The 23,259-nt window shown below is 66.1% G+C and carries 21 protein-coding genes; 14 read left to right on the forward strand and 7 right to left on the reverse strand.

The features are described 5' to 3' along the window. Positions 1-58 precede the first annotated feature (58 nt). A complete protein-coding gene (locus AC13FN_RS12715; protein ID WP_043397487.1) occupies positions 59-325 on the forward strand; it encodes a hypothetical protein in 267 nt (88 codons plus the stop codon). 114 nt (positions 326-439) lie between these two features. Here AC13FN_RS12715 and groL read toward each other — a convergent pair whose 3' ends face one another. Then, complete coding sequence (gene groL, locus AC13FN_RS12720; RefSeq protein ID WP_014038666.1) at positions 440-2,089, reverse strand: chaperonin GroEL; 1,650 nt, start codon at positions 2,087-2,089, stop codon at positions 440-442. Positions 2,090-2,172: 83 nt separating this feature from the next. Then, positions 2,173-2,460, reverse strand: coding sequence for a co-chaperone GroES (locus tag AC13FN_RS12725; protein WP_005411227.1), 288 nt, complete (start codon positions 2,458-2,460; stop codon positions 2,173-2,175). A 351-nt stretch (positions 2,461-2,811) separates the two neighbouring features. On the opposite strand from AC13FN_RS12725, the gene AC13FN_RS12730 reads away from it, so the two are divergent. The 5 genes from AC13FN_RS12730 (at position 2,812) to AC13FN_RS12750 (ending at position 9,641) form a co-directional block, all read left to right on the forward strand. Then, the gene (locus AC13FN_RS12730) at positions 2,812-4,602 is read left to right on the forward strand and encodes an endonuclease (RefSeq protein WP_049436865.1); all 1,791 of its coding nucleotides are present in this window, start codon (positions 2,812-2,814) and stop codon (positions 4,600-4,602) included. A gap of 68 nt (positions 4,603-4,670) precedes the next feature. After that, a complete protein-coding gene (cutA, locus tag AC13FN_RS12735; protein ID WP_010481118.1) occupies positions 4,671-5,009 on the forward strand; it encodes a divalent-cation tolerance protein CutA in 339 nt (112 codons plus the stop codon). Next, a complete protein-coding gene (locus tag AC13FN_RS12740) occupies positions 5,006-7,378 on the forward strand; it encodes a protein-disulfide reductase DsbD domain-containing protein (RefSeq protein ID WP_049436864.1) in 2,373 nt (790 codons plus the stop codon). The genes cutA and AC13FN_RS12740 overlap by 4 nt, the downstream gene beginning before the upstream one ends. Beyond that, entirely contained in the window at positions 7,375-7,938 is a 564-nt protein-coding gene (locus AC13FN_RS12745) for a TlpA family protein disulfide reductase (RefSeq protein WP_482984897.1), read from the forward strand. Before AC13FN_RS12740 ends, AC13FN_RS12745 begins: the two co-directional genes overlap by 4 nt. A gap of 728 nt (positions 7,939-8,666) precedes the next feature. Beyond that, complete coding sequence (locus tag AC13FN_RS12750) at positions 8,667-9,641, forward strand: MBL fold metallo-hydrolase (protein ID WP_482985272.1); 975 nt, start codon at positions 8,667-8,669, stop codon at positions 9,639-9,641. Between the two features lie 106 nt (positions 9,642-9,747). Here the strand turns inward: AC13FN_RS12750 and yihA are convergent, their stop codons facing one another. Next, positions 9,748-10,350 (reverse strand): ribosome biogenesis GTP-binding protein YihA/YsxC, encoded by a 603-nt coding sequence (yihA, locus tag AC13FN_RS12755; RefSeq protein ID WP_014038472.1) that lies wholly within the window; start codon positions 10,348-10,350, stop codon positions 9,748-9,750. Between the two features lie 156 nt (positions 10,351-10,506). Between yihA and AC13FN_RS12760 the strand changes: the two genes are divergently transcribed. From AC13FN_RS12760 to AC13FN_RS12775, 4 genes are all read left to right on the forward strand, one after another. Then, entirely contained in the window at positions 10,507-11,307 is an 801-nt protein-coding gene (locus tag AC13FN_RS12760) for a c-type cytochrome (protein WP_043401710.1), read from the forward strand. A 106-nt stretch (positions 11,308-11,413) separates the two neighbouring features. Further along, positions 11,414-12,064 (forward strand): thiol:disulfide interchange protein DsbA/DsbL, encoded by a 651-nt coding sequence (locus tag AC13FN_RS12765; protein ID WP_010480907.1) that lies wholly within the window; start codon positions 11,414-11,416, stop codon positions 12,062-12,064. 106 nt (positions 12,065-12,170) lie between these two features. Continuing rightward, a complete protein-coding gene (locus AC13FN_RS12770; RefSeq protein WP_054172501.1) occupies positions 12,171-13,001 on the forward strand; it encodes a thiol:disulfide interchange protein DsbA/DsbL in 831 nt (276 codons plus the stop codon). 53 nt (positions 13,002-13,054) lie between these two features. Further along, positions 13,055-13,792 (forward strand): endonuclease/exonuclease/phosphatase family protein, encoded by a 738-nt coding sequence (locus AC13FN_RS12775; RefSeq protein WP_177178893.1) that lies wholly within the window; start codon positions 13,055-13,057, stop codon positions 13,790-13,792. Between the two features lie 78 nt (positions 13,793-13,870). Here AC13FN_RS12775 and AC13FN_RS12780 read toward each other — a convergent pair whose 3' ends face one another. Further along, positions 13,871-14,746, reverse strand: coding sequence for an EamA family transporter (locus AC13FN_RS12780; protein WP_197580023.1), 876 nt, complete (start codon positions 14,744-14,746; stop codon positions 13,871-13,873). Between the two features lie 72 nt (positions 14,747-14,818). Here AC13FN_RS12780 and AC13FN_RS12785 point away from each other — a divergent pair, with 72 nt between their 5' ends. The 3 genes from AC13FN_RS12785 (at position 14,819) to fhuE (ending at position 18,247) form a co-directional block, all read left to right on the forward strand. Further along, positions 14,819-15,301: an Lrp/AsnC family transcriptional regulator gene (locus tag AC13FN_RS12785; RefSeq protein WP_019336685.1), complete on the forward strand. Its 483-nt coding sequence runs from the start codon at positions 14,819-14,821 to the stop codon at positions 15,299-15,301. Between the two features lie 77 nt (positions 15,302-15,378). After that, complete coding sequence (locus tag AC13FN_RS12790; protein WP_478412914.1) at positions 15,379-15,930, forward strand: M23 family metallopeptidase; 552 nt, start codon at positions 15,379-15,381, stop codon at positions 15,928-15,930. Positions 15,931-16,102: 172 nt separating this feature from the next. Beyond that, a complete protein-coding gene (gene fhuE / locus AC13FN_RS12795; RefSeq protein ID WP_482985273.1) occupies positions 16,103-18,247 on the forward strand; it encodes a ferric-rhodotorulic acid/ferric-coprogen receptor FhuE in 2,145 nt (714 codons plus the stop codon). A 132-nt stretch (positions 18,248-18,379) separates the two neighbouring features. Here fhuE and AC13FN_RS12800 read toward each other — a convergent pair whose 3' ends face one another. Both AC13FN_RS12800 and AC13FN_RS12805 read right to left on the reverse strand, forming a co-directional pair. After that, positions 18,380-21,241, reverse strand: coding sequence for a TonB-dependent receptor (locus tag AC13FN_RS12800; RefSeq protein ID WP_049434229.1), 2,862 nt, complete (start codon positions 21,239-21,241; stop codon positions 18,380-18,382). 117 nt (positions 21,242-21,358) lie between these two features. Continuing rightward, positions 21,359-21,604, reverse strand: a complete 246-nt coding sequence (locus AC13FN_RS12805; RefSeq protein ID WP_139042394.1) for a hypothetical protein — start codon at positions 21,602-21,604, stop codon at positions 21,359-21,361. 267 nt (positions 21,605-21,871) lie between these two features. On the opposite strand from AC13FN_RS12805, the gene AC13FN_RS12810 reads away from it, so the two are divergent. Continuing rightward, complete coding sequence (locus tag AC13FN_RS12810; RefSeq protein WP_152906195.1) at positions 21,872-22,759, forward strand: hypothetical protein; 888 nt, start codon at positions 21,872-21,874, stop codon at positions 22,757-22,759. 55 nt (positions 22,760-22,814) lie between these two features. Here the strand turns inward: AC13FN_RS12810 and AC13FN_RS12815 are convergent, their stop codons facing one another. Next, positions 22,815-23,222 (reverse strand): ExbD/TolR family protein, encoded by a 408-nt coding sequence (locus AC13FN_RS12815; protein ID WP_019338425.1) that lies wholly within the window; start codon positions 23,220-23,222, stop codon positions 22,815-22,817. Between the last annotated feature and the right edge of the window lie 37 nt (positions 23,223-23,259).

Genomic DNA, 23,259 nt, shown 5'->3' on the forward strand with positions numbered 1-23,259 from the left:
TGCACACAGGTCCCGCAGTCGTGCAGCATGCAGACACGGACGCAATGCAGGAGACAGGATGAATCGCCCAGAGATCGATGCCATTGCCGAAGCGGTGTTGCAGCCGGATGCACGGCGTCTGCGCATCGCTGCACGCCATCGCCAGGCTGAACATCGGCAGCGACGTCAGCGGGTGGCAGCCGGCGCCAGTCTGATCGGGATGGCGGGGGGCCTGCTGCTTGCGCCGATCACGGGGCTGCCGTGGGTACAGGGGATGATTGCTGGCGGCGCGCTGTCCCTGCTGGCGGCCCACCTGTGGCTGCAGCGGCGCGAGGGCCGCGGGTAGACTTACACCTGGCAGCGGCATCCACGCGTGGCGTGGATCCATTTTGATTCCGACCGGCCACAAAAAAACCCCGCCTTCCGGCGGGGTTTTTCATTACGGGGTGAAAGCGGGGACTTAGAAGTCCATGCCGCCCATGCCACCCATGCCGCCCATGCCACCGGCGCCACCCATGGCCGGCTCGTCCTTCTTCGGAGCTTCGGCAACCATGGCTTCGGTGGTGATCATCAGGCCAGCGATCGAGGCAGCGTTCTGCAGGGCCGAGCGGGTCACCTTGGTCGGGTCCAGGATGCCGAACTGCAGCATGTCGCCGAACTCGCCGGTGGCGGCGTTGTAGCCGAAGCTGCCGGTGCCTTCCTTGACCTTGTTGATGATGACCGACGGTTCTTCACCGGCGTTGGCAACGATTTCGCGCAGCGGGGCTTCCATCGCGCGCAGGGCGATCTGGATGCCGTGGTTCTGGTCTTCGTTGGCACCCTTCAGGCCGGCCAGTGCGGTGACCGCACGGACCAGGGCAACGCCGCCGCCCGGGACCACGCCTTCTTCAACGGCTGCACGGGTCGCGTGCAGGGCGTCGTCGACGCGATCCTTCTTTTCCTTCATTTCGATTTCGGTCGAAGCGCCGACCTTGATCACGGCAACGCCGCCGGCCAGCTTGGCCACGCGTTCCTGCAGCTTCTCGCGATCGTAATCGGAGGAGGTGTCCTGGATCTGGGTCTTGATCTGGCCGACGCGTGCATCGACGGCAGCCTTGTCACCCACGCCATCGATGATGGTGGTGTTTTCCTTGGAAACCTGCACCTTCTTGGCGCGGCCCAGGTCCTTGATGGTGGCCTTTTCCAGCGACAGGCCAACTTCTTCGGAGATCACGGTGCCGCCGGTCAGCACGGCCATGTCTTCCAGCATCGCCTTGCGACGGTCGCCGAAGCCCGGAGCCTTGACGGCCACGACCTTGACGATGCCACGGATGGTGTTGACCACCAGGGTGGCCAGCGCTTCGCCTTCGACTTCTTCGGCCACGATCAGCAGCGGCTTGCCGGCCTTGGCGACGCCTTCCAGCACCGGCAGCAGGTCACGGACGTTGGAGATCTTCTTGTCGTGCAGCAGGATGAACGGGTCATCCAGGTCAGCGGTCTGCGACTGCTGGTTGTTGATGAAGTACGGGGACAGGTAGCCGCGGTCGAACTGCATGCCCTTGACCACGTCCAGCTCGTTGTCCAGGCCCGAGCCTTCTTCAACGGTGATCACGCCTTCCTTGCCGACTTCCTTCATCGCGTCGGCGATGATCTGGCCGATCGACTCGTCCGAGTTGGCCGAGATGGTGCCGACCTGGGCAATTGCCTTGTCGTCGGCGGTCGGCTTGGAGATGGTCTTCAGTTCGGCAACGGCGGCCACGACGGCCTTGTCGATACCACGCTTCAGGTCCATCGGGTTCATGCCGGCGGCCACAGCCTTGGCGCCTTCGCGGATCAGGGCCTGGGCCAGCACGGTGGCGGTGGTGGTGCCGTCGCCGGCGTCGTCGTTGGTGCGGGAAGCGACTTCCTTCACCATCTGCGCGCCCATGTTCTCGAACTTGTCAGCCAGTTCGATTTCCTTGGCGACGGAGACGCCGTCCTTGGTGATGGTCGGCGCGCCGAAGCTCTTTTCCAGCACGACGTTGCGGCCCTTCGGGCCCAGGGTGGCCTTGACGGCATTGGCGAGAACGTTGACGCCGCGCACCATGCGCGAACGGGCGTCTTCACCGAAACGAATATCCTTGGCAGCCATTGCAGTTACCTCATTGGTAGCGCCGGGCCATGCCCGGCGGCTGGGTGTTTGGAATCAGGGGATGAAGCAGGTCGCGCCGAGGCTCAGCCGATGACGGCGAGCACGTCGTCTTCGCGCAGGACCTTGTACTCGACGCCTTCGCTCTTGTACGAGCTGCCGGCGTACTGGCCGTAGATGACCTTGTCGCCAACCTTCAGCGACGGCGCGCGCACGTTGCCGTTGTCCAGCGGCTTGCCCGGGCCGACGGCCACGACTTCACCCTTGGTGGACTTTTCCTTGGCCGAGTCGGGGATGACGATGCCACCGGCGGAGATTTCGTCGGCTTCGATCGGCTTGACCACAACGCGGTCGTGCAGCGGCTTGATGCTCATGAGAGACCTCTTAAGTTATTGATTGGTCTGAAAAAGTCCGGCGATGTTAGCAGTCACACCAGGCGAGTGCCAGCAACGCGCGTGAAAAAGCCCGACAAGTCGGGAGCACGACAGAGATGGAGACCTCCACAGGCCTTTCAAGGGCCGATCCTGAAATTTTTCTCCGGACCCGGAAACCTCATTCCCTGCGTGGACGCCTGTATAGGGATGCAACGCGGCAAGCCAAGGGGGGAACGGGTGACATTTGGTGACCAATGTCCCACTGTCAGATATCTGACGTTCATTTACGACAAAGTGTCACTGGATCGGCCTTAGGCTCGGCCGCGCATTCCCAATCACAAGGAGTTGTCGATGCGATTGCTGTCCCCGCTTGCCGCCGCCTGCCTGCTGGCGCTGGCCGCCGCGCCGGCCCAGGCCGAGGTCTTCATCAACGAACTGCACTACGACGACAGCACCGCCGCCGGCGACGTCGGCGAAGCGATCGAGGTCGTAGCCACCGCCGGTGAGGATCTGTCCGGCTACCGCCTCTACCTCTACAACGGCAGCAACCCTTCTGCCGCCACGGTCTACGCCAACAACCCGGTTCCGGCCGGCACCGCCGCCGGTTGCGGCAGCGCCACCCTGGCCGTGGTCAGCTACCCGACCAACGGCCTCCAGAACGGCCCGAACGACGGCATCGCCCTGGTCGATGCCAGCGGCAAGGTGGTCCAGTTCCTCAGCTACGAGGGCGCCATCACCGCCTCCGGTGGCCCTGCCGCCGGCATGACCAGCCAGAACATTCCGGTGGCCGAGACCAACAGCACAGCGCCGGGCACCTCGCTGCAGCTGACCGGCAGCGGCAGCCAGTACGCCCACTTCACCTGGGCCGAGTCGGCCAGGCAGACCTTCGGCAGCTGCAACAACGGCCAGACCTTCAGCGGCGGCGGCACCCCGGGCCCGAACACACCGCCGTCGGTGTCCACCACCACCCCGGCACAGGGCAGCAGCACCTTCCCAGCCGCGGCCGATCTGGAAGTGGTGTTCAGCGAAACCGTGAACCTGGCCAGTGGCGCCTTCGCGCTGAGCTGCGGCACCTCCGGCAGCGTGCCGCTGACCTTCCCGGCCAGCGGCCGCAGCGTGAAGCTATCCACCAACACCGCGCTGGTGGCCGGTGAGGCCTGCCGCTTCGATATCCGCGCCGCGCGCATCACCGACCTGCAGGGCGCGCATCCGGCGGCCGACAGCCGCATCGCGTTCACCGTGGCCAGCACCGGCGGCAATCCAGACCCGGGCAACCCAGGCGTGCCGGCCGGCTACTACTCCAAGGTGAACACCTCCAGCCCGAGCCAGCTGCGCTGCTCGCTGCACGCCACCATCAAGGGCCACACCGCCTACCCGTACAGCGGCTCGGGCACCAGCACCTGGACCATCCTGGAGATCGCCGACGAGGACCCGAACAACCCGAACCGCATCCTCGACGCGTATCGCAACCGCAGCTACGCCAAGGTGACCGATCGCGCCGGCAGCGGCAGTGGCCTGAAGTACAACCGCGAACACACCTGGCCGAACTCGCTGGGCTTTGCCAGCACCACCGGTGATAAGGGCCTGCCGTACGCGCCGTACACCGACACCCACATGCTGTACCTGACCGATGCACAGTGGAACGCCGACCGTGGCAACAAGCCGTTCGCCAAGTGCGACGCCAACTGCGGCGAGCGCGCCACCGAGGCCAACAACGGCCAGGGCGGCGGCAGCGGCGGTTACCCGGGCAACTCCAACTGGGTACGCACGCCGGACGGCAACACCGGCACCTTCGAGGTGTGGGGCCATCGCAAGGGCGACATGGCACGTGCGGTGATGTACATGGCCATCCGCTATGAAGGGGGCAAGGATGCGGCCACCGGCCAGTCCGAACCGGACCTGGAACTGACCGACGACCGCAGCAAGATCGTCAAGACCAGCAGTTCGCCGGCCTACATGGGGCTGCTGTCCACGCTGATCGACTGGCACCTGTCCGACCCACCGGATGATGCCGAACGTGCACGCAATGACGTGGTCTACAGCTTCCAGGGCAACCGCAACCCGTTCATCGATCACCCCGAGTGGGCGACCCCGGCCCTGTTCACCTCGGCCAAGCCGGCCACCTGCCAGCTGGCCAACTGACCGCGCAACGCAGCGGTCCATCGCCGCCGCCGGGCTCTGACCCGGCGGCGGCCCTATACTCGACGGTCATGTCGACCGTCGATCCCGTCCTGCTGCTGTTGACCACCTGCCCGGACCGGGCCAGTGCCGAGCGCATCGCGCACGCGCTGGTCGGCGAGCGCCTGGCCGCGTGCGTGACCCGCCTCGATGGCGCACAGTCGACCTACCGCTGGCAGGGCGAGGTGACCACCGACGCCGAGCTGCAACTGCTGGTGAAGACCACCGCAAGCCGCGTCGATGACGCGATTGCCCGGATCGTCGAACTGCATCCGTATGAACTCCCGGAGTGCATCGCGGTCGAAACCCGGGCCGGCCTGCCGGCGTATCTGGACTGGATCCGGGCACAGACCCGGGAGGACACTGATTGAAGACTCTGTTTGCGCGTGGCGCCGCCCTGTGCGCCCTGTTGTGGCTCTCGCTGCCAGCGTTCGCGCTGGATGAGAAGGACCTGCTGCCGGTGGACCAGGCGTTCGCGCTGACCGCCACCGCCCCCGAGCGCGGCCAGGTGCAACTGCAGTTCAAGATCGCACCCGGCTACTACCTGTATCGCCACCGCACCAGCGTCAAGGCCGATCCGGCCTTCAATGCCGGCGCGCTGCAGATGCCCAAGGGCGACAAGCACCACGACGATTTCTTCGGCGAAGTCGAAACCTATCGCGAGCGCCTGCAGGCCACCCTGCCTGGCACGCCGACCGACGCCGCCGGCACCATCAGCCTGGAAGTGCGTTACCAGGGCTGCGCCGATGCCGGTGTGTGCTACCCGCCGCAGAAGCGCGTGGTGCAGGTCACCCTGCCCGGTAGCGGCGCACAGGCCGCGGCGCCGGCCACGCGTACCGGCGCCGCCAGCCCGTTCAACAACCCGCTGGCCGGTGCCGGCAACAGCGGCGGCCTGCGCCTGCCGGGTGCCGCCAGCAACAGCCAGGCGCTGCCGCTTCCTTCGGAGCAGGCGTTCGGCTTCGACGCCATCGCCAGTGACGGCAACACCCTGCTGCTGCGCTTCAGCCCGGCGCCGGGCTACTACCTGTATCGCGACCGCACCTCGCTGAAGCTGGAAGGCAGCACCGGCGTGCTGGCCGACAAGCTGCGCTGGCCGGCTGCACAATCGCATCGCGACGAGCATTTCGGCGATGTCTCGGTCTACTTCAACCAGGTGGAAGTGCCGCTGCCGCTGCGCCGCTCCGTCGCCGATGCGGTCGACAGCACACTGGTGGTGACCTTCCAGGGCTGCCAGACCGATGGCATCTGCTACCCGCCGATGACCCGCCGGGTGAAGCTGTCGATCCCGGCCGGCAAGATCAACGCCAGCGCCGAACAGTCGCCGCCGCGCAACGAGGTGATCAGTCCGTTGGTTGCGGCGCCACGCGAAGGCGCCAACGGTGCCCCCCTGCGCCTGCTGCCGACGGTGCCCAATACGGATGCCACCACCCCGGCCGTTGCAGGCGCCGAAAACGGTAATGAGTTCGCTGCCGACGCGCGCGGTGACAACGCGCTGCGCACGCGCCCGCCGGCGACCACGCCGAATCCGGACCGTTCGTTCGTATGGGTGCTGCTGCTGGCCCTGGCCGGTGGCCTGGTACTGAACCTGATGCCGTGCGTGCTGCCGATCCTCTCGCTGAAGGTCCTGAGCCTGGCGCAGAGTGGCGAAAGCCCGCAGCGCGCGCGCAGCCACGCCCTCTGGTACACGTTGGGCGTACTGGTCGCGTTCGCGGTGATCGGTGCGCTGATGGTCGGCCTGCGCGCGATCGGCAACGCCGTCGGCATCGGCTTCCAGCTGCAGCATCCGGGCGTGGTCGCGGTGCTGGCCTACATCATGTTCGCGGTGGGCCTGAGCCTGTCCGGCGTGTTCACCCTGGGCGGCGGCATCGGCAACCTGGGCCAGTCGCTGGCCAGCCGCAGCGGCCCGGCCGGTGACTTCTTCACCGGCGCGCTGGCCTGCGTGGTCGGCAGTGCCTGCGTCGGCCCGTTCATGGGCGGCGCGATCGCCTACGCGTTCATTGCCCCGCCGCTGAAGGCGATGACCGTGTTCCTGTTCCTCGGCCTGGGCCTGGCGCTGCCGTTCCTGCTGATCGGCTTCGTGCCGGCGCTGGCGCGCCGCCTGCCCAAGCCGGGCCCATGGATGGAAACCCTCAAGCACGTGCTGGCCTTCCCGATGTATGCCACCGTGCTGTGGCTGCTGTGGGTGCTCGGCAAGCAGCGTGGCGTGGACGGCATGGCGCTGGTGCTGGGTGGCCTGCTGCTGCTGGCCTTCGGCCTGTGGCTGTTTGAACGCAACCGCTGGACCGGCTCGCGTGCAGTGACCCTGCTCGGCGTGCTGCTGGCGATCGGTGCATTGATACCGGCCTGGGGCGTGACCCAGCTGGCACCGCCGGCACGCGCCGCACAGGCCGCCAGCGACAACGTGGTCGAGTACTCGCCGCAGTTACTCGACCGTCTGCGCGCCGACAACCGCGTGGTGTTCGTCAACATGACCGCCGACTGGTGCGTGAGCTGCAAGGCCAACGAACGCGCCGTGCTGTCGCGGCCAGAGTTCAAGGAACTGCTCAAGCGCACCAACGCGGTGTACATGCGCGGGGACTACACCAACGTCGATCCACAGATCACCACGTTCCTGGAAGAGCACAAGGCCGTGGGCGTGCCGCTGTACGTGGTGTACGGCCCGGGCGCACCGCCGACCGTGCTGCCGACCCTGCTGACCCAGGCGGTGGTCGAGGAAGCGCTGCTGCGCACCGCACGATGAAGTGGCAACGGCCAGCGCTGCTGTGGACAGCGGTGCTGGCCGCCGGCCTTGGACTGTGGGCCGGGCATCGATTGGCACCGGCGCCGGTGACGCCTGAGGCCGTGCCGGCGGAGCCTGCCGTTGCGGCCGCGGCGCCGGTCCTGCAGGTTGGCGACAGCCTGCCCGCATTGTCGCTGCCCGATCTTGAAGGCCGGCCGCTGGACCTGCGCCAGCACGCTGCCGGTCGCCCGCTGTTGATCAATGTCTGGGCCAGCTGGTGCGCCCCGTGCGTGGAAGAAATGCCGGAGCTTGCCCGCTTCGCCCATGCACAGGGCGACAGCGGTGTGCAGGTGCTGGGCTTGGCACTGGATACCCCGGAAGACGTGCGCGGTTTCCTGCAGCGGGTACCGGTGGATTACCCGATCGTGATCGAGACCCCGGGGCCGCGCGATGCCAGCGTGCAGCTGGGCAACACGCAGGGCCTTCTGCCCTACAGCGTGCTGTTCGATGCGCAGGGGCGGATGGTGAAAGCGAAGCTGGGGCCGTTCGAGCACGGCGAGATCGACAGCTGGGTGAAGTGAGGGTGTTTTTTGCAGGGCTTGCAGCCCTGCACCCTGCTCAATGCAACGGCAACAGCCAAAGCCAAAGCGGGCATTCCGTGGGATGGAGGGGCACTGTGGGTGGTCAGGACACGCCGTAAACCCCCCTCCGGGGTCCGGCCCAGCCGCTGGCGGCTGTGCGTTCGGGCGCTTGCGAAGCAGTGCTTCGCAAGCAAAGCGCCCTCACCCATGGGGGCTCGATGGCGCCATCCATGGCGCCAACGGTCCTGACCCCCCACACCGCCCCACCTCAGACAGATCTTCGCGGCTGTTGGTAGGTGTCGACCTTGGTCGACACATCTGTCAGATATCGATATTCAGAACGGAATCAGACCCCGTGCCGACCAACGGTCGGCACCCACCAAAGCAGAACGCCGTTCCGACAGATCGCGGAAAACTGTCGAAGGCGGGGTGGGTCCGGTTGCGGGGGCGTGAGCCGCATGGATGCGGCGACCGAGCTTACATGGACGTACTTGCAGCGTCCCCCGCAACCGGACCCACCCCGCCATCCCACAGATAGCCCGCTGTTGCTGTTGCTTCGGCTGCTGCTATTGCTTCGGCTGTTGCCGTTGCCTCTGCGGGTGCAGGGCGCAGCCCTGCAGACACCCCCCTTCCCTGAGCATTCCGCGCAGTGGTTTGAGCGCCGCGCACACGCCAGCCACGCCACGCTATGCGGCAACGGAACCGTCCGTCGTCCACCGAGAACCGCCATGACCCTGCGTTACCTGCCGCTGCACGGCGCCCTGCTGCTGGCACTGTCGTCCCTGCCGCTGGCCGCGTTGGCCGAAGCCACCTCGCCCGCTCCCACCCAGCAGGTGCCCGGCGTCTACCACCAGCGCGTCGGCGCACTGCAGGTCACCGCCCTGTTCGACGGCGTGGTCGCACTGGGCCGGCAGGAAGTGGTGGACGTGCCGCCCACGCTGGTCAGCCGCCTGCTGGAAGGCCGCTACCTGCCCGAAGACAAGAAAGGCCTGCAGACCGCGATCAACGCCTTCCTGGTGCGCCAGGGCAACCACCTGACCCTGGTCGATACCGGCACCGCGCAGTGCTTTGGCCCCGGCCTGGGCCAGGTGCTGGGCAATCTGCGCGCCTCCGGCGTCGACCCGGCCGAGGTGGACGAGGTGCTGCTGACCCACGCCCATCCGGACCACCTGTGCGGGGTGCTCGACGCGCAGGGCAAGCCCGCCTACCCGAATGCCACGGTGTGGCTGTCCAAGGCTGATGCCGACTACTGGCTCAACCCGGCCAGCGAGGCCACCGCGCCGAAGGGCGTGCGCTTCGCCTTCCCGCTGGCACGCAACGCGGTGGCGCCCTACCAGGCCAGCGGCCACCTGCGCACTTTCAGCCCCGGCGATGCCCTGCCCGGTGGCGCGGTGGCGATGGACACCCATGGCCATACGCCCGGCCATGTCTCCTACCGGTTCGACAGCCAGGGCCAGTCACTGCTGGTGTGGGGCGATGTGCTGCACTTCCATGCGGTGCAGTTCGCGCATCCGGAGGCGGCATTCGAGGCCGATTCGGACCGCAAGGCGGCCATCGCCAGCCGTCGCGGGCTGCTGCAGCAGGCCACCGCCAACGGTTGGTGGGTGGCCGGTGCGCACCTGCCGTTCCCCGGCCTGGGCCATGTGCGTGGCGAGGGCAAGGCCTATGCGTGGATGCCGGCGGAGTATTCGCCGTTGAAATGAGCCGATGAGCCCTTGTAGAGCCGAGCTCATGCTCGGCTACCGGGGCCTGGCCGCGCTGCGCGCGGCAGCCGAGCGTGGGCTCGGCTCTACAGGAAAACCGGAAGCCTTACTCCAGCCCCAGCCAGCCGCCGATCACGCCACGGGCTTCGTCCACACCGGTACGGTCTTCGCCGGAGAACACCTGCACGCTGACGCTGTCACCGTAGGCTGATTGCAGCTCCTTGCGCACCTTCTGCAGGGACTGCATCTGCTGGCTGCGGCTGAGCTTGTCGGCCTTGGTCAGCAGCGCGTGCGCCGGCAGGCCACGCTGCACGGCATAGGACAGCATCTGCCGGTCGTAGTCCTTCAGCGGATGGCGGATATCCATCACCACCACCAGGCCCTTCAGGGCTTCGCGGGTACGGAAATACCGGTCGATGAAGGCCTGCCAGTGCGCCTGCAGGTCCAGCGGCACCTTGGCGTAGCCGTAACCGGGCAGGTCGACCAGGTGCGCTTCAGGCGTGACCTGGAAGAACACCAGCTGCTGGGTGCGGCCGGGGGTCTTGGAGACACGGGCCAGGGCGTTCTGGCGGGTCAGCGCGTTGAGCGCACTGGACTTGCCGGCGTTGGAGCGGCCGGCGAAGGCCACTTCGGCCCCTTCGTCGGGCGGCAGCTGCCGCACGTTGTGGGCCGAAAGGTGGTAACGGGCGCGTTCGATGAGCAATGACATGTGCCTAGGATCGCATGTTGCGGCGCCGCGCGCCCGTGCCGGCGGCCGTTGCGGGCATTTTGCTGCACTGCTGCGTTGACCGTGCGCGGAAACGGCGTTGATAATCCGGGCGATGCCGGCGGCCACCGCCCGGCCCGGTCCATACGGAGCTTTAGCATGCGCCACGCTCGCGTTCTTGCCGTATCCGCCCTTGCCACTGCTGTAGTCGTTGCCGCTGCTGCGTTCGCGCAGACCACGTTGACCCCGCTGCCCGACAACGGGCCGATCCGCACCGCCTCGCTGGAAGTGGATTTCAGCAAGACCACCTGGGGCGACGCCAAGGCCGGCCAGACCAAGGCCTCGGCCTGCGCGGCCTGCCATGGCGCCGACGGCAATTCCACAGTGGAGATGTACCCGTCCATCGCCGGCCAGAGCGAACGCTACGTCGCCCAGCAGATGGCCCTGATCGCCAACGGCCAGCGCAGCTCCGGTGCGGCGGTGGCGATGGTGCCGTTCGTGCAGAACCTCACCCCGCAGGACATGCGCGACATCGGCGCGTTCTTCGCCACCCAGAAGGCCACCGCCGGCATCGCCGATGACACGGCGGTCACCGACGGCCCCTACAAGGGCATGAAGTTCTACGAGATCGGCCAGCAGCTGTACCGCGGCGGCGACGCCAAGCGCGGCCTGCCGGCCTGCATGGCCTGCCACGGCCCCAGCGGCGCCGGTAATCCCGGCCCGGCCTATCCGCACATTGGTGGCCAGCACGCCAGCTATGTCGCGCGCCGCCTGCAGGAATACCAGGCCGGCCAGACCAACGAGACCGACAAGGCGCACTTCCAGATCATGGCTGCGGTTGCGCAGAAGCTGAGCGAACAGGAGGTGCAGGCGCTGTCGAGCTACCTGCAGGGCCTGCACAACAAGGCCGACGACGTGGCCGTTGCCACCACGCCGGCACAACCGGCTGCCGCCCCCTGAGCACCTTTGGTCGGCCGGGGCCGCCACCGCGGCCCTCGCCTGCGGTATGTTTCCTTCACGCCGGCGACCGCGCCGGCGTTGCTTTTTTCAACGGAGATGCGTGTCGATGAGGTTGATTTCCCGCCTGCTGTTGTCTGTGCTGGTGCTGCTGCCGCTGGTAGCCTGCGCCGCAACCCCTGCCAATGCCCCGCTGGTCGAGGGCAAAGACTACGAGCGCATCGCCCAGCCGGGCCCGTTCCAGCCGCTGGCCGGCAAGATCGAGGTGGTCGAAGTCTTCGGCTACACCTGCCCGCACTGCGCCCGTTTCGAACCGCAGCTGGAAGCCTGGGCAGCCAAGCTGCCGGCCGACGTGCGCTTCACCCCGGTTCCGGCGGCCTTCGGCGGCGCCTGGGACGCCTGGGCCCTGGCCTACTACGCCGCCGACGAAGTCGGCGTGGCCAAGCGCAGCCACGGCGCCGTGTTCAAGGCTCTGCACCAGGACGGCTCGCTGCCGATGCAGAACGTTTCGGCCGATGAGCTCGCCACCTTCTACAAGGCCTACGGCGTGACCCCGGACCGTTACCTGCAGGCCCTGCGCGGCGATGCCGTACAGAAGAAGGTCGATGCCGCCCGCGCGTTCGCCCAGCGCACCAGGATCCCGGGGACCCCGGCGCTGATCATCAACGGCCAGTACCTGGTCCGTGGCGACAGCTTCGACGACCAGCTGCGCATCGCCTCGGCGCTGATCGCCCAGGCCCGCGCCGCCCGCGGCCGCTGAACCAACACCCACCACCGACACGGCGCTGTCGCCGCCGCGTGTCATCATTTCCCCCTGGCCGGCGCATGACGCCGGCCCCACCTTTCCAGATGCTGGAGACGTTTCCATGAAGATCCGTTACGCCCTCGCCCTCGCAGCGCTGCTGCCAATCCTGGCTGCCTGCAAGGCCGACGACGGCAGCACCAACACCACCGCGGCCCCGGCCGAACCGGCTGCTGCTCCGGCGACCACCGAACCGGCTGCGCCGGCCGCGGGTACCGAAGGCGTCGCACCGGCCGCTGCCGAAGGCGAGAAGGCCTCAGCTGAAGCCGCACCGGCCACTGCACCGGCCCCGACCACCGCCGCGCTGACCGGCCCGGCCCCGGTGGAAGGCGCCGACTACCAGGTGATCCCGAACGGCCAGCCGTTCCAGCCGGCCGCCGGCAAGATCGAAGTGACCGAGATCTTCGGCTACGTCTGCCCGGCCTGCGCCGCGTTCCAGCCGCTGGTCGGCCCGTGGAAGGCCGGCCTGCCGAGCGATGTGAACTTCGTCTACGTGCCGGCCATGTTCGGCGGCACCTGGGACAACTACGCCCGTGCCTTCTACGCCGCGCAGACCCTGGGCGTGCAGGAGAAGACCCACGAAGCCCTGTACGCTGCCATCCATTCGCAGAAGACCCTGAAGGGCGAGCGCGGCACCGATTCGGTTGACGACATCGCCAAGTTCTACGGTGCCTACGGCGTGGATCCGAAGCAGTTCGCCGCCACCATGGGCAGCTTCGCGGTGAATGCCAAGACCAACTCGGCCAAGCAGTTCGCCCAGCGCAGCCAGATCAGCGGCACCCCGTCGATCATCGTCAACGGCAAGTACCTGGTGAAGGGCAAGAGCTTCCCGGACATGCTGCGCATCGCCGACCACCTGATCGCCCGCGAACGCGGTGCGGCCCAGGCTCACTGATCCAAGAGAAGCGTTTCCCGGCCGTGAATTCCCCCCGTACACGGACCCTGCGCTTGCTGACGGCCAACATCCAGGCCGGCTCAAGTACCCGCCGCTACAGCGACTATGTGACCCGCAGCTGGTCACATGCGCTGCCGGCGGGGCGCAAGCGCAGCAGCCTGGACGCGATCGCCACCCTGGCGCGCGAACATGACATCGTCGGCCTGCAGGAGGCCGACCCGGGCAGCCTGCGCTCGGGCTTCACCAACCAGACCCACTACCTGGCCCAGCGCGCCGGCTTCAACTACTGGAGCCACCAGCCGAACCGGCGCATGGGCGGGGTCGCGTCCAGCGCCAATGGCCTGCTGAGCAAGCTCGAACCGGTGGAAGTGCAGGACCACGCCCTGCCAGGCCGCATCGGTGGGCGTGGCGTGCTGCTGGCCAAGTTCGGCGATGGTGCCGACGGCTTGGCGGTGGCGGTGGCCCATCTGTCATTGGGCGCGGGCTCGCGGATGTCACAGCTGGGCTTCATCGCCGAGCTGTTGTCCGACCACCCGAACGCCGTGTTGATGGGTGACTTCAACTGCCTGGCCGAGCGCCCGGAAATGCAGGTGCTGTACCAGAAGACCCGGCTGCAGCCCCCGGGCTGCATCGTGCCGACCTTCCCCAGCTGGCGGCCTGACCGCGCCATCGACCACATCCTGGTCAGCAGCGGCCTGCAGACCCGCGCCGTGGAGGCCGTTCCGGCCGCCTTCTCCGATCACCTCGCCCTGGCGATGCAGATCGACGTCCCGGCTGACGCCCTGCGCTGAACGCTCCTGGTGGGTGCCAACCTTGGTTGGCACGCCGCTCTGGTGGGTGCGGACCGTTGGTCCGCACGCTCTCCGCCGCTACCCGGCCTGCACCACTGGCAACTTCAACCGCCGCGCGGTCATCGTGCTGCCCACCGAGGCCAGCACCGTGCAGCCGATCGCCAGCCACTGCAGCCCGTGCAGGTGCTCGTGCAGCAGCAACATCGCCCACAGCGCGGCCACCGCCGGTTCCATGCTGATCAGGATGCCGAACGTTTCCTTCGGCAGGCGCTTGAGCGCCATCATCTCAAGCGACATCGGAATCGCGCTGGAGACCAGCGCCACCAGCAGGCCGGCCGCCAGGATCTTCGGGTCGAGCAACGCGGCGCCGGCATGTACCACGCCCACCGGCACCACCACCAGCGACGCGGCCAGCAGCCCCAGCGACACCGAATGCCCAGCGTGCAGGTGGCCGGCACGCTTGCCGAACACGATGTACAGTCCCCAGCACGCCGCTGCGCCCATCGCATACAGCACACCGGCCGGATCCAGCGCCGGGCCGCCGCCCAGCGGCAGCAGCAGCAACAGCCCGACCACAGCACAGCCCACCCAGACGAAATCGATGGGGCGTCGTGACGAGAGCATCGCCACCGTCAGCGGCCCGGTGAACTCGATGGCCACCGCGATGCCGAAGGGAATCGTGCGCAGGGCCATGTAGAACAGCAGGTTCATCAGGCCCAGGGTGAGCCCGTAGCGCAGGATGGTGATCGCATCCACGCGGCTGGTCTTCCAGCGCCATGGCCGCCAGAACAGCAGCAGCAACAGGGCCGAGAAGCCCACGCGCAGCGCGCTGGTGCCCTGGGCGCCGATCAGCGGGAACAGGTGTTTTGCGTAGGAGGTGCCGATGGCCAGCGAGGTGACCGAGCCGAGCACCGCCAGCGCCGGCAACATCGGCGCGAGTCGTGAGGTCTGCATGCGCAAAGTCTATTGCGCCAGCGCCGAGCACTTGGCTCAATTGACAGCCCGTTCGTGCAACTTCTGCTCGCCATGGCCACCGCCCCCGTGCTCGACAGTTTCGACCGCGCCATCCTCGACCTGCTGCAGCGGGACAACACCCTGCCGCAGCGCGAAATCGCCGAGGCCGTGCACCTGTCCACCCCGGCCGTGCAACGCCGGATCAAGCGCCTGCAGGACAGCGGCGTGATCGCGGCCAATGTGGCGGTGGTCGCCGCGGCCAAGGTCGGGCGGCCGCTGACCATCATCGTCGAGGTGCGTGTGGTCAGCGAACAGCGCGAACGCGTGGCGCCGTTCAAGCGCCGCGTGCAGGAGGACCCGGCCGTGCAGCAGTGCTACTCGATCACCGGCGATGGCGATTTCCTGCTGCTGCTTTCGGCGGCGTCGATGGAGGAGTACGAGGCGATCACCGAGCGCTTGTTCGGTGGCGATGACAACATCGAGCGCTTCCGCACCTCGGTGGCACTGGGCACGTTGAAGCGGAGTTTCGAAGTGCCGCTGCTGCCGGTCCTGTAGCGTCGAGCCATGCTCGACGGCCTTTTGACCGCGAAGCTGAAGCAGTCGAGCATGGCTCGACTCTACACTCCGAAACCATGAGAACACCGCCCTCCCCCGCCCACCGCCTGCGTCGCTGGTTGCTGCGCGGCCTGTGGCTGGCCATTGCCGTCGTTGCGATGATGGCGTTGTGGAACAGTCCCTGGGCCGCCGCACCGAAGATGCTGTGGGCACTCTCACGGATGCCGCCAGCCGCCGAGCTGCCGGTACCGGTGGACGGCGTGCGGCCACGCCAGATTGCCGATACCTTCGGTGCGCCGCGAGGCCGTGACCGCTCCCACGCCGGCATCGACATCTTCGCCAGGCGCGGCACGCCAGTGCGCAGCGCCACGGCCGGTGTCGTCGCGGATGTCAGCGAACGTGGGCTCGGCGGGCGCCAGGTGTGGGTGATCGGGCCCGGACGCGAGCGCTACTACTACGCGCACCTGGAAAGCTGGGCCGAGGACCTGGCGCGTGGCCAGGTGGTCCAGGCCGGCGACCTGCTCGGCCATGTGGGCGACAGCGGCAACGCCAAGGGCACGCCGCCGCACCTGCACTGGGGCATCTACGGCGCAGACGGCGCCCGCGACCCGCTGCCACTGCTGCGCTGACCGCCATTGCGCACCCACGCATCGATCTGTTCATGATTTGTAAATAGGAATAGTTCGTATTACCATTTCTTTCGTTTCCGGTGGTGCCAGGACGGCCTGCCCGTCCTCTCCCTACCCGTAGCGCCTCGCCTCCTGGATGCCGGCCGATCGCGCGTGCTCGCCCAGGACCCCCATGAACCGTTCCGCCTTCCGTACCCCGCCGCCGCAGCGGCTGTCCGTTGCCGTGTTTGCCGTTCTCTGCGCCGTGGCCCCGGCCGCCTTCGCCGACACCGCCGCCGACCCGACCACGCTGGACAAGGTCGTCGTCAAGGGTGAACGCGCCGAAGGCTACTCGGTGCGCCGCACCTCGGCCGGTACCCGCTTCGATCTGGCGCCGCGCGAGATCCCGCAGTCGGTCAGCATCATCAGCCACCAGCGCATCGAAGATCAGAAGCTGGACGACATCATCGACGTGCTGGCCAACACCACCGGCGTCACCAGCACCCAGTCCGACAGCGAGCGCACCGAGTTCTACGCGCGCGGCTTCTACATCGATGCCTACCAGTTCGATGGCCTGCCGACGCAGATGGTGCAGAACTGGAGCTACGGCGATTCCGGCCTGGACCTGGCGCTGTATGACCGCGTGGAAGTGGTGCGCGGTGCCACCGGCCTGCTCAGCGGCGCCGGCAATCCGTCGGCGTCGGTGAACCTGATCCGCAAGCATGCCGACAGCGACGAACTGACCGGCAGCGTCTCGGTGAACGTCGGCAGCTGGGGCCGCACCCGCACCACCGTGGACGTGGGCAGCGCGCTCAACGCCAGTGGCACGGTGCGCGGCCGGGTGATCGGCAGCTACCTGGACACCGACGGCCAGATGGACCGCTACAACCAGCGCAAGACGCTGGGCTACGCCGTCATCGACGCCGACCTGACCCCGGACACGCAGCTGAGCGTGGGCTACGACTACCAGCAGAAGCGCGCCAATGGCGCGACCTGGGGCGGCTTCCCGATGTGGTACGCCGATGGCAGCCCGACGAACTATCCGACCTCGTTCAATCCGTCGCCGGACTGGACCTACTGGGATACCACCAGCAAGCGTGCGTTCGCCACCCTGCAGCACGCCTTCAGCAACGGCTGGAAGTTCAAGATCGGCGCCACCCACGACCGCACCAAGGCCGATGACAAGCTGTTCTATCCGGCCTATACCGCATTCAACAAGACCACGGGAGCCGGCATCACGCCGATGGCCGGCTTCTACAACACCGAGCGCAAGGTCGACGGCATCGATGGCTACATCGACGGTCCCTTCCAGCTGTTCGGCCGCGAACACCAGTTCATGGCCGGCCTGAGCTACAACAAGCGCGAATTCGCCAACCATGGTGACTTCCAGCCAGACTTCAGCGATCCGAATGCACAGTACCTGCCGCTGCCCAGCTACTTCGGCTGGACCGGTGATTTCCCGCAGCCGAACTGGCGACCACTGAAGCTTGCCAGCCAGGGCACCATCACCCAGAAGGCCGGCTACGCGGCCGCGCGCCTGTCGCTTGCCGATCCGCTGAAGCTGATCATCGGTGCGCGCTACACCGACTGGAAGAGCGAAGACGAAGGCAACGACCGCTCGCACAAAGTGACCACGCCGTATGCCGGCCTGGTCTACGACATCAACGATACCTACTCCGCCTACGCCAGCTATACCGAGATCTTCCAGCCGCAGACGCTGCGCAACAAGCAGGGCCGCTACCTCGATCCGGTCGATGGCAAGAGCTACGAAGTGGGCGTCAAGGGCGCGTGGTTCGACAACCGACTGAATGCATCCGTGGCCGTGTTCCGCATCGAGCAGGACAACGTCGGCCAGGCGACCATGGACAAGGTCGACGGGCAGTTGAACGAGACCGCCTTCATCGCTGCGCGCGGCACCGTGAGCCGTGGCTTCGAGTTCGAAGTGAACGGCGAACTGGCCCCGGGCTGGAATGCGACCTTCGGTGCTTCGCGCTATGTGGCCAAGGACATCAACGGTGCCGACATCAACACCAACCTGCCGCAGACCGCGCTGAAGCTGTTCACCAGCTACACCCCGCAATCGCTGCAGGAATTGACCGTCGGCGGCGGTGCCAACTGGCAGAACCGCATCTACTACGCCGCACCGGTGGTGGGCCGCTTCGAACAGGAAGGGTATGCGCTGGTCAGTGCCTTCGTGCGCTACCGCATCTCGCCAGAGTTCAGCGTGCAGGCCAACCTCAACAACCTGCTGGACAAGAAGTACTACTCGCAGATCACCGGCTACGGTGCGTACGGCGATGGCCGGAATGGCTCGCTGACGTTCACCTGGGCGTTCTGATCAGGCGCGGGGCACGATCGCCCCGCACCTGTAGAGCCGAGCCCACGCTCGGCTGATTCTCTGAGCCGAGCGTGGGCTCGGCTCTACACCAGCAAGGCAGCGCCGGAACTGACCGGCACTGCCACCGTTACATCAGAAGCGCAGGTCCGCGCGCAGGTACCAGTAGCGGCCACGCGGGATGTCATAGGTCGAAGCGTCGTAACCGTTCAACGAGCACGACAGGCAGATCGGCGGATCCTTGTCGAACACGTTGTTCAGGCCGGCCGTCAGCTGCAGCCCCTTCATCCAGTCGATCTTGTAGCCCACCTGCATGTCATGGAAGGTGGTGGCCGACAGCGTATTGGTGCCCGCAGCCTGGTTGCTGCAGACCGGAAACACGGAAGCGTCACCGCAGTTTTCGGTCAGTTCGGAGATATGACGCACGGTCCAGTTGGCGCTCCAGCGATCCAGCGTCCAGCCGATGCTGGCATTGCTGGTCCATTCCGGAATCGAGCTGTCGGCCACTTCCACGCCCGGCTTCTGCGGCTGCTTCTGGCCCGCCGCACCGGTGGCTTCGTAGCGACCCACGAAGGTGTTCTTCCAGCCCAGCTTGAACTGACCGATCGAGCTCTGCGGCAACGTCCAGAACAGATCCACATCCCAGCCATCGGTCTTGATCGAACCCAGATTGGTCAGGCGGTTGTTGAAGCTGCTGACCGCGCCGGTGCTGGCACGGGTGATGCCGTTGCAGTAGATCGGGTCCAGCGTGTCCACGCACAGGTCCAGCTGGGTCTGCGCGTTGATTGCCTGGATCGCGCCGTCGATGGCATGGCGGTAGAAGGTCACTTCCACATCGAAGCGCTCCGACCACGAACTGTTGCTGCCAAACCATGGGCTCCACACGAAGCCTGCGCTGAAGCTGCGCGAGCGTTCCGGATCCAGCTCGCGGTTGCCGCCAGTGGTCACCGAGATCTGCGAGTTGGCCTGCTGGAACCCGGCCGGTACGCCCAGCGCAGCACAGTTGGCCGCGCTGCCACGCGGCGGCGTACCGCCCAGGCCCACCGAGCACGGATCGAACAGCTGCAGGTCGGCACGCGCGGCCGAGCCGTACAGCTCACCGATCGATGGTGCACGGAAGCCTTCGGCATAGGTCGTGCGCAGCACGAAGTCATCGGTCACCTGCCAGCGCAGGCCGTACTTGGGCGTGAATTCACCACCGAAGGTGGAGTAGTCCGAGTAGCGCCCGGCCAGGCTCAGGTCCAGCTTCTTGCCGAAGGTCGAATCGGCGAAGATCGGCACGCTCAACTCCAGATACGCCTCGTTGACGTCATAGGAGCCCGAGGTCGGCTGCGACGGCACGCCGTTGTAGTGGCCGGCCACCGTCAGCGGATCGGGCTGGTACGAACCCTCGTACTTGCGATACTCGAAGCCGGTAGCGAACGACACCGGGCCGGCCGGCAGCGTGAACAGGTCGCTGGACAGGTTGGCGGTGAACAGGCTCAGTTCGTTCTGGCTGCGGTCACGCACCACCGGCTGGATCCACTTCAGCATGTCCGGGGTGATCGAACCGACACCGCCGAAGATGTTCAGCGGCACGCAGCCCGGCGTCGCCGCACAGACCGACGGATCGCCCAGCGCCATGTTGACGTTGTAGATGTTGTAGCTGCCGTAGTTGGTCTGTTCCGCCTTGTTCTTGCTGTACATGCCGTTGACGTCCCAGTACCAGCTGCGGTCAGCCGCCTGGAAGTTGCCGACGAAACCGGTAGCGAAATACGTGGTGTCCACTTCCTGCTTGAACACGCGCGCGCCGCCTTCCACCGGGCGGCGGCCGATCAGGCTCAGGTTGTCACCCGAGACCAGGTCGAAGCCGAACGGGTTGTACGGATTGCGCGCGGACACGGTGATGTTGTCGGCCAGCGGATTGCCGGTGGCACCATCGGGGCCGAAGAACAGCGGCTCCGGGCCGGCCTGGTTGGTCGACTCACGACGGTTGCCCAGTGCCTTGACGTACCACTGCACGTTGTCGGTGATGTCGAAGCGGAACTGACCGAACAGGCCCTTACGCTCCGAGGGCGTCAGCACCATGTTGTACTCGGCGAAATTGAACCGGTCGGCGCTGGTGAAGCAGTGATAGTCATCGGTGCGCGCGCAGCCGGCGCTGCCGTCGTAGCGCGGGTTGCTCACGCCGGTATTGGGCACGATGTTCTGCACCGCGCCGGTGTTCGGGTCGGTGAACATGAAACGACCCTGCGGAATGCCACCGCTGCCGAACGCCAGCCCGGTGCCGGGAATCGGGAAGCGCGACTGCTCGCGGTCCTTGGCAAACACCGGATCCTGCTTGGTCCAGCTGGCGCCCAGGAACAGGCTGAAGCGGTCGCCGCTCTTGCCCCAGGCCAGGTCCACGCCCTTCTGCGTGCCATCGCCCTTGCTGTACTCGCCGTAGTTCAGGGTCACCTGGCCGCCATCGAAGTCACGGCGGGTGATGATGTTGACCACGCCGGCAATGGCGTCGGAACCGTACAGCGACGACGCGCCATCTTCCAGCACTTCGATGCGCTCGACGATGGCCAGCGGAATGGTATTGAGATCGGTGGCCGAGCCGACGCCGGATGCGGATGACTCATTGACCCAGCGGATGCCGTCGACCAGCACCAGCACGCGCTTGGCGCCCAGGTGGCGCAGGTCCACCTGCGCCGAACCGGCACCTACACCACTGCCATCGGGCGGGAAGCCGAAGTTGCCGGACGAGTTGAACTTGGCGTTGAGCGCCGAACCGGAACCGGTGAGCTGCTGCAGCACTTCGCCGATCGAGGTCAGGCCGGTGCGTTCGATATCGCCGCGCGTCAGCGTCTGGATCGGCACCTGGCCCTCCACCTCAGCGCGCTTGATGCGGGTACCGGTGACTTCCACCGCATCCAGGTTGGTGGTGGATTGTGCAGCGGCACCCAACGGTGCCAGGGTCATCACGCACAGCGCGACGGCAACCGCCAAAGGGCGGTGGTGCAGGTGATTCATTCGCTCTCTCTCCAAAGGAATGTCGGGACATGGGCTGCCGCACTCCCTCCCTGCATGGCGGCGCCGTCCCCTTTGTAAACAAGTGGTAAAAATCGCGGCGTGATGATCGACACTCTTTCACGCGGAATTGACGTAATTGCAGGCCGATTGCGTCAGATAGCTGCAGGTTATGACCGGACGATACTGTTCACCGCAGGCAGCCTTGATGCTGGCTGCGACAGCGGCTTCCCGGCTTTCCCGCAATTGGGCAAGTGCTCTTGCCGATCCGTCCAACGACAATGCGCCGGTGCCATCGGCAGCATGATCATCGCCGTTGCCGTCGGTTGACGGCGTCGAACAGATCGCATTTGAGCTGGAACTCATACCAAGATGGCGAGTAATCCATAGGCAGGAGCCCTTGCAATGACGGACTGCAGATCGCCGGGATCACCGTGCGAACCTGAGGCACTCAATGGCTGCTCTTTTGGCTGCTGCCATCTCGATGACAGAGCCACATGCATCGACCAGCTTGAATCTACGAAGCAAATTCAGACAACGCTTAGGAATAGTTTGAAAACTGCCCGTCAAACGAATTTCCGGGGCCAACCAAGGTGAGACTGAGAGCCCCAGTCATTCTCATGAGGCTCAATTGTGAAAACAATCACCGTCATGATCCATGTCGCGGTTGTCACGGCATTGCTTCTGTTCCCTACAAGCGAATCGAGAGCGGGGGGCCTGATTGAATGCAACAACTGTGCCTCTCCCAAAGATGCAGCCCTGATGTCAGGCTCCGGGTTGGCGGTTGTAATGGACTTCGAAAAAGCCCGACTGAGCGCCTTCGAAGTTGAATATGATCGCGAGATCAGAAAGTGGCGCGCACTTTCGACACCGGTTCCCGCACAGATTCAAATGGCCTTCCTACGGATTCTGGATTCGACGTCAGCCTTTCGAGGGCCACCTGAAGGGGCCCACGCGATGGCAGGAGGCGGATCAGTGGTCGTGCTGCATCCAGACAACCCCGGAAACTCCAATGGAGTGAGGTTCCCCGAGTCTTACAAGTCCTCCAATACCTTTGACATCGTCGCCTCAGCCACACTGCGAACCCGACTTGGCCAGTATCTAGCCACAGAACTGGCAGGAGCCAATACGGGAAGCCCAACCTGGAACAGTATTGCGCTCTCGATTCAACAAGCGGCCCTGAACTGGGCAGGCCTCAAAGGTGGCGGATCCATAACAATAATGATCACATGGCGTGACGGATCGAAGACGCTTTATCGAGTAACACCGGACAACGTTGCCGAAGCGAAGTATCAGAAGGGCGAAAGTCGCGACAGCACAGGCAACAAGGTTCCTGACGAATCCATCGCCGACCCGATCTCCGCCCCTTCGTACGCCGGACAATACTATTTCGGCCAGCATGGCGACCTGGACAACTGGGTCAGATCCGCACAGATGTATGGAGTCCCCGTCCAGCGCGGAAGCAGCAGCCGCATCTCGTGCAGCTGGGATGGTCGCACAGTCTACTGCCAGCAATACTGACACCCTCATCCGCCGCTCATGTCGCAATCTCCCCATGAGCGGCGGTTTAGATACGCTATCGCACGAAAGCAATGCGCTCCATGCCAGTGGCTTCGGCCGCAGCCAATATCCGCGCCATGCCTTCGTACTCGGCCGCCGGATCGGTGGCGATGCGCAGCTCCGGCAGGTTGCCGGCATGTTCACCCGCCTGTGCCTGCAGGCGCGCCTGCAGTTCGCCGATCGCCATCGGCTGGCCATTCCAGCTGAGCTGGTTGGCAGCGTCCAGGCGCAGCTCGATCGGCGGTGGCGGTTCGGGACGGTCGACCACCCGATCGGTGGCCTGCGGCAATTGCACGGCAATCGGCCGGGCCACGATCGGCGCGGTCACGATGAAGATGATCAACAGCACCAGCATCACATCCACCAGTGGCGTGACATTGATGTCCGCCAGCGGGCCGCTTCTTCCTGCGCTACTGAACGCCATGTGCCGCTCCCTGCAGCCGGGCCGTTCGCCCAAGGCC

Source organism: Stenotrophomonas sp. 115C5, from assembly GCF_056861055.1.

Excerpts from the sequence above, each read along its gene's own strand:
- AC13FN_RS12715 (WP_043397487.1), top strand. The coding sequence starts at position 59 with ATGAATCGCCCAGAGATCGATGCCATTGCCGAAGCGGTGTTGCAGCCG.
- groL (WP_014038666.1), bottom strand. The coding sequence starts at position 2,089 with ATGGCTGCCAAGGATATTCGTTTCGGTGAAGACGCCCGTTCGCGCATG.
- AC13FN_RS12725 (WP_005411227.1), bottom strand. The coding sequence starts at position 2,460 with ATGAGCATCAAGCCGCTGCACGACCGCGTTGTGGTCAAGCCGATCGAA.
- AC13FN_RS12730 (WP_049436865.1), top strand. The coding sequence starts at position 2,812 with ATGCGATTGCTGTCCCCGCTTGCCGCCGCCTGCCTGCTGGCGCTGGCC.
- cutA (WP_010481118.1), top strand. The coding sequence starts at position 4,671 with ATGTCGACCGTCGATCCCGTCCTGCTGCTGTTGACCACCTGCCCGGAC.
- AC13FN_RS12745 (WP_482984897.1), top strand. The coding sequence starts at position 7,375 with ATGAAGTGGCAACGGCCAGCGCTGCTGTGGACAGCGGTGCTGGCCGCC.
- AC13FN_RS12750 (WP_482985272.1), top strand. The coding sequence starts at position 8,667 with ATGACCCTGCGTTACCTGCCGCTGCACGGCGCCCTGCTGCTGGCACTG.
- yihA (WP_014038472.1), bottom strand. The coding sequence starts at position 10,350 with ATGTCATTGCTCATCGAACGCGCCCGTTACCACCTTTCGGCCCACAAC.
- AC13FN_RS12760 (WP_043401710.1), top strand. The coding sequence starts at position 10,507 with ATGCGCCACGCTCGCGTTCTTGCCGTATCCGCCCTTGCCACTGCTGTA.
- AC13FN_RS12765 (WP_010480907.1), top strand. The coding sequence starts at position 11,414 with ATGAGGTTGATTTCCCGCCTGCTGTTGTCTGTGCTGGTGCTGCTGCCG.
- AC13FN_RS12770 (WP_054172501.1), top strand. The coding sequence starts at position 12,171 with ATGAAGATCCGTTACGCCCTCGCCCTCGCAGCGCTGCTGCCAATCCTG.
- AC13FN_RS12780 (WP_197580023.1), bottom strand. The coding sequence starts at position 14,746 with ATGCAGACCTCACGACTCGCGCCGATGTTGCCGGCGCTGGCGGTGCTC.
- AC13FN_RS12785 (WP_019336685.1), top strand. The coding sequence starts at position 14,819 with ATGGCCACCGCCCCCGTGCTCGACAGTTTCGACCGCGCCATCCTCGAC.
- AC13FN_RS12790 (WP_478412914.1), top strand. The coding sequence starts at position 15,379 with ATGAGAACACCGCCCTCCCCCGCCCACCGCCTGCGTCGCTGGTTGCTG.
- fhuE (WP_482985273.1), top strand. The coding sequence starts at position 16,103 with ATGAACCGTTCCGCCTTCCGTACCCCGCCGCCGCAGCGGCTGTCCGTT.
- AC13FN_RS12800 (WP_049434229.1), bottom strand. The coding sequence starts at position 21,241 with ATGAATCACCTGCACCACCGCCCTTTGGCGGTTGCCGTCGCGCTGTGC.
- AC13FN_RS12805 (WP_139042394.1), bottom strand. The coding sequence starts at position 21,604 with ATGAGTTCCAGCTCAAATGCGATCTGTTCGACGCCGTCAACCGACGGC.
- AC13FN_RS12815 (WP_019338425.1), bottom strand. The coding sequence starts at position 23,222 with ATGGCGTTCAGTAGCGCAGGAAGAAGCGGCCCGCTGGCGGACATCAAT.